Consider the following 4,509-nt stretch of genomic DNA (forward strand, 5'->3'; position numbering starts at 1 on the left):
CCCTGGCGCACATCACCCTGCGCATCGGCGAGATCGCCGGCATCAGCAGCCAGATCGCCGCCGCCGGCCACCAGCAGAGCCAGGCCGCCGAGGAGATCAACCAGAAGATCCACGCCCTGCAAGACCTGGCCAGCCACAGCCTGCAACTGCAGCGCGACACCCTCGACCTCGCCGACCAGGTCAGCAGCCAGGCCAGCCGACAGCGCGCGCTGATCGAGCATATGCACGGGGACTGATGCCAAGGCGGTGGACAGATTCCGGGGGCAGGCGCCAGCCTGCCGGCCGGCCGGTCAGCGCCTGGGAACATAGCCAGCGCCATCGCGAGAGCGTCTCCAGGCGTTCGCGGCGAGGCGTGCAGCGTTCGGCTCGGCCGCGGCTCCAGCCAGACCTTGCCCTTCCCCGGCGCAGTTATTCACAACCACAGGATGGTTGCGCCTGCGCACCCATCAGCTGGCACACCGGCTACGCACAGGGGGCCAGGCGAAAGGCGACTTGCCGTTTAGCCGCCGAGTGCTTAAGGTCGAGCTACCTTTGCTGGCCCGGTGCCAGCCTCCGCGTCTGCCGTTACCAAAAGGATGTTTGGTATGCGTTGCCCATCACCCGAATGGCCCAGGCTTGCCATAGCAGCACCCCGGCATAACGCCCCGCTTGGTCATTGCGCACTGCGCTCGACGCACGCCAGCGGCAAGCTGACCAGGCAGCACTTATCCACGCCGAATCGGCTGCGGGAAAACCCGCGACCACGCGAATACGCGCGCTTCGCCGCCTTTGCAGGCAAAATCTTGATCAGCAAAGCTTTTATGATAAACGTCGTTGGCGTGCGGGCGGACTTATCTAGAACTCTGCATTATTCAATAACGCAGAATTCCGTCTAATCACTGTTAGACATCAACAGCGACAAGCCTTAAAAACTCAGGAAAAATATAATGAAGAATACGTTTAGTTGGTATTTCAAGCCTGACGCTGACGAAGTCGATCAAATATGGAAAAATGGAATATTAACGGTTGACGCCAATGTATTATTGGACCTGTACCGTTATCACGAAAGCACAAGAAGCAGCTTACTTGAAAGCATGCACAATCATGAGGGGGAGTTGTGGCTGTCTAGGCAAGCGGCAGAGGAATTTTTCCGTAACAGACATAAAGTTATTGTTTCGTCTCATAAAACCTTCAAGGACGCCAAAGATGAAATTGAAAAGCTGCGCGGCTCTATTGAGTCCACGGTTAGTCAACTCAAAGGAAATCGAATAATACCCGCAAATGTCGCAGATCAAATGCTGGAAGAAATATCACCCAGTATAGATAAAGCTCAAGAAAGAGTGGATGAAGCAAAGAAGAATCATCCGAATTTTCTTAGTGATGACGGTGTTCTTGAAAAAGTCGCATCACTTTTTGAGGGGGCTATTGGAAATCCATTTCCTGAAGATCAACTGGCTATAATCACAACTGAAGCGGAGGAAAGAAAAAGTAAAAAAATCCCTCCCGGCTACCTAGATGATGACAAGGATGGGGACAGACCCTATGGCGATTATTTCCTCTGGCGGCAAATCCTTGACTATTCAAAGGAAAAATCAAAACCAATTTTATTTGTCACATCTGAACGTAAAGATGATTGGTGGGAAAAGTTGTCAGGAAAAACTACCGGACCTAGAATTGAACTACTTCGGGAAGCCACGGAATATACCGGTCAACGTATACTAATTTATCAAACAGACAGATTCTTAGAGTTTTCATCACAGCGCAAAGGCCAAGATGTCGACACGGATGCCGTTGAGGAAATCAGAGCCGTAGATAACTTAAGAACCGAAAAAGAGCATGCTGTAGAAATTGTGTCACAGGGCATTAAACTAAGCTCAGATAATTATAATTCTGGCGAGCTTGTTGTACGACTCAGGCGACCAGTTAGGAACTTTACAGGAAGTGGCCATTTCAACCCGATCATGGATGGCTCACCCAATGTCAGTGTAGATTTGATCTCGGCGCCAAGCGAACTTCCCTCTTGCAGTGTTGGAGCCGGAACAGGGACTAACTATGATTTTAATATTCACGTTAGGTCTGATAATAAAAATGAGCTACTCCCAGTTGGAGAGTACATTTTTGAGTATACCGCCCAACTGGCGCACGAAGAGGCCCCTGAATAAAAGCTAATTTTATTAAAATAACCAGTAAGGCAGCAGAAGTTGCCGTCTAACTAGTGGTTCAAATCGTTCGCTTCGCTCACTGGGACGGGCTAAAATCCGCCCCTTAACTTAACGTTAGGTGCCATTCAGAAAATGCAAGCACACCAAAGGGGATAATTAGTGGAATACACATTCATTGAATGGATAAAAACCTCAATACCCGGAATCATTCTATTGGGCGCAATCGGCAGTATACTGGCCGCTGCGCTTCTCAAGCTGCTCGCATTGGTTGTAGCTCGCTGGCTTCTGCCTGCGAAGTCTTCTTTGACAAAATACGTCTACGGCTTTCGGAATGGTCCACAGCTAGTAATTGAGCACCTCAAAGCATCACAAGACCCTCGCGAACTACTCGTCACAGTCGCACTGATACTTGCCGCCCAAATTTTAGTAGGTGGAGGTATAGCAACAGGTACAGTGCTCACTGCTCTTGGTTCAATCTCTCATTCTCAGAATGCCGAAGCCAGCCAGCATTTAATATTCTCAGGTTCCTTCCTGTCCTTTATCTCGCTACTCTTTTTTGCCAAGCTTACTCGGCATTTATTGGCCATTTATATGATTCACATGAGCGCAGTTGAGAAGGCTGTAGCTGACATCATTTCAAAGCAAATCGGGCATCAAGAAAGTATGGACGGCACCTAATCATACGCTCAAATCGCTAACTTCGCTCGCTGGGACGGCTAAAGCCCGCCCCTTAACCAAACGTTATAAACACAAGGAAGTAAGGTGAGCCATATAATCAACAACCCCAGTTCTAATATGCTTAGCAATGGCCTTGATGAACAACAGATTTTAGAAGCTGTAAGAGTATCAGGCTATCCTCTACAGACTGTGGTTTATGAAAAGCTTTCAAATAGGTTTAATATACAAGAGGAATGGAGCTTTATTGATTCTGATTCAAAAGAAGAAAGAACAATAGATTTATTAGCCCAATTAGATCTTTACGAACACAAAACCCTCCAACCTAGAATACGCCCGCGCCTAAACTTGATTATTGAATGTAAGCAGTCCGATCTACCGTATGTATTCTTTATAGCAAAAGACAAACAGGCGACTCCAAAATTTCCTTTGCTAGCAGGCTTAGCCAACAAAAATATTTCTATAATTACTGATGATGATCCATCGAGCTGGAGTTTCTCAGCGCTACAACTATTTGAGTTATATGATCATGACTTTTTGAAAACAACCCCTGTTTTCGCCAATACATTTAGTAAGGGTGCTCGTAAAGGTAAGAAAATTGAACTATCTGGTAGTCAACCATATCAAAGCCTAGTTCACCCTTTACTTAAAGCTACCTCTTACTTTGAAGAATGTGAAAAGCCTCCAACAACAGCACATTATTTTGACTGCCATATAACAGTTCCCATTGCTGTAATAGATGGTCCAATGGTTGGCGTCACCTGCAATAGTTCTGAAAATGAAATCAATATGATCCCTTGGGTCAGAATTCCAAGACACCAAACAATAGATAAAGATAAGAACTATCACTTATCAAACATTAGTGCCATTGATGTCGTTCATAAAGATTTTTTAGATGAATACATCAACAATAACTTACTGCCATTTGCAAACGATTTTGCTAAGTTAGCTTTAAAACACGATGATGTCCTGGCCGATAGCAAAGGTTTTATTTCTGGAATGGGCAGGGATGGGTGGCAAGGGTTTGAAAGCAGACTTGTTCCTCGTTCAGTAAAACAAATTCCAATACGCACTAATTCAGTACTCAAAAATATAGTAAACAAACTTAAAGGCTAGTTAGTGTGTGTTTATAACAAGACAGTCAACTGCCGCCTGCAAGCTGGCTCGGAACTCCAAACTGCTGCGCAGTTTTCAGTCCCCTATTGTCCCTTCAGTTTTCGTAGCTGCCAGATTTCTGGCGTATTTATTTGGTTGACAGGGAGCGGCCATAGATGCGCGATATATTTATCGTAACTTGGCATGAGGTGGCATTGGGAAAGGTACGACTATTGCAAAATGGCGGTGACCAAAGGGGGCAGGTCCTGCCTGCTATTATTCGATTTTGTAGACTCGCTATATTGGTGGTTGGTTTTGCCTTCTGCGGACTTTCCTATGCTGAGCAAATAAAACAGCCAGGCGAGAGAGTATCCGTGAATAAGGAAAATCTGATCTCTGTCACTTTAGGAGATACGATCTTAAAATTACCGGCTCCTGTGCATCTCGATGGAAAGTGGATTAATTATGATGCGAAAGGGAAAGAGTTAAATTTCCCAATTCAAGCCGCTGAATTGTATAAGAGTTTCGCCCCTGCTGCGGAAAGTAGTCCGGATCTACTACGTGAAAAATTTCAGGTGAGTTTAACGTATGTTAAAGG

5 protein-coding genes are annotated in these 4,509 nt (G+C 46.2%); all 5 read left to right on the forward strand.

The genetic code is table 11. The features are described from left to right. On the forward strand, window positions 1–236 hold a 236-nt coding region (locus V6M43_RS08725; protein WP_332734378.1), incomplete at its 5' end, for a hypothetical protein. 690 nt (window positions 237–926) lie between these two features. Then, a complete protein-coding gene (locus V6M43_RS08730; protein ID WP_332734380.1) occupies window positions 927–2,141 on the forward strand; it encodes a PIN domain-containing protein in 1,215 nt (404 codons plus the stop codon). A gap of 159 nt (window positions 2,142–2,300) precedes the next feature. After that, window positions 2,301–2,819, forward strand: coding sequence for a hypothetical protein (locus V6M43_RS08735; RefSeq protein WP_332734381.1), 519 nt, complete (start codon window positions 2,301–2,303; stop codon window positions 2,817–2,819). Window positions 2,820–2,903: 84 nt separating this feature from the next. Beyond that, window positions 2,904–3,932: a hypothetical protein gene (locus tag V6M43_RS08740; RefSeq protein WP_332734383.1), complete on the forward strand. Its 1,029-nt coding sequence runs from the start codon at window positions 2,904–2,906 to the stop codon at window positions 3,930–3,932. A gap of 155 nt (window positions 3,933–4,087) precedes the next feature. Then, on the forward strand, window positions 4,088–4,509 hold a 422-nt coding region (locus V6M43_RS08745; protein WP_332734385.1), incomplete at its 3' end, for a hypothetical protein.

Origin of the sequence: Flavihumibacter sp. (genome assembly GCF_036676075.1) — a bacterium.
Taxonomy (GTDB): Bacteria; Bacteroidota; Bacteroidia; order Chitinophagales; family Chitinophagaceae; genus Flavihumibacter.

What these genes read in the sequence shown, in the direction of transcription:
- V6M43_RS08730 (WP_332734380.1), top strand. Translation starts at nt 927, where the DNA reads ATGAAGAATACGTTTAGTTGGTATTTCAAGCCTGACGCTGACGAAGTC.